1 protein-coding gene is annotated in these 762 nt (G+C 45.4%); it reads right to left on the reverse strand.

The features are described 5' to 3' along the window. Positions 1-762, reverse strand: a 762-nt coding sequence (locus tag ACTIE0_RS24395) for a formylglycine-generating enzyme family protein (RefSeq protein WP_439517039.1), incomplete at both ends; no start/stop codon positions are given.

The following is a 762-nucleotide window of genomic DNA, read 5'->3' on the forward strand; positions in this document are numbered from 1 at the left end:
GAAAGGGGCTATTGGTTCCGGCGCGGGCTGCATATTCCCACTCGGCTTCACTGGGCAATCGGTAGGGTTTGCCCATTCTTTTCGAGAGTCGGGCACACCACTCGATCGCATCATACCATGAAACTCTTTCAACCGGAAGATTTAATCCTTTAAAATTTGATGGCTCTGGGTAAAGGTTCCATTTGAGTTTGGGGAAACTAGCCACTTGTCGCCATTGTGCTTGGGTAGCCGGATATTTCCCCATTAGGAAGGGTTCAATAGTGACTCGGTGTAGGGGTCTTTGATTATTATTACTTCCCGCTTCACTACTCGGCGCACCCATAATAAAGGTTCCCCCCGGAATTTTTACCATCTCCAGAATCACACCATTTCCCAGGTCTTCGATAATACATTCAGCCTGACCGGGACGGCGGTTGATTTTTTGTCCATTTGAATTGACGGTAACGATGTCAAATTTAAACTTCTGGGTTACCGGTTGGGGAGTTTGGCGGGTGGGCGGTTTCCCATAATATCGCCGTAAATCTTCCCAAACTTCCTCTACAGATTGATAGCGTTTTTTAAAGACTGTCTCAACCAAATGGTCTAATATTTTGCCTAATTTATCACTCACCTGATTGCCATTTAAATGCTCCCGCCACACCCATTTTGATTCTAAGGGGTCATATAAATCTGACGGACTGGCTTGGGTTAGCAGATATAAACAAGTCACCCCTAAACTATATAAATCACTCCCATATTGAGGTTTTCCCATAGCCTGTTCCG

It is taken from the genome of Limnospira sp., from assembly GCF_051859755.1.
GTDB lineage: Bacteria > Cyanobacteriota > Cyanobacteriia > Cyanobacteriales > Microcoleaceae > Limnospira > Limnospira fusiformis.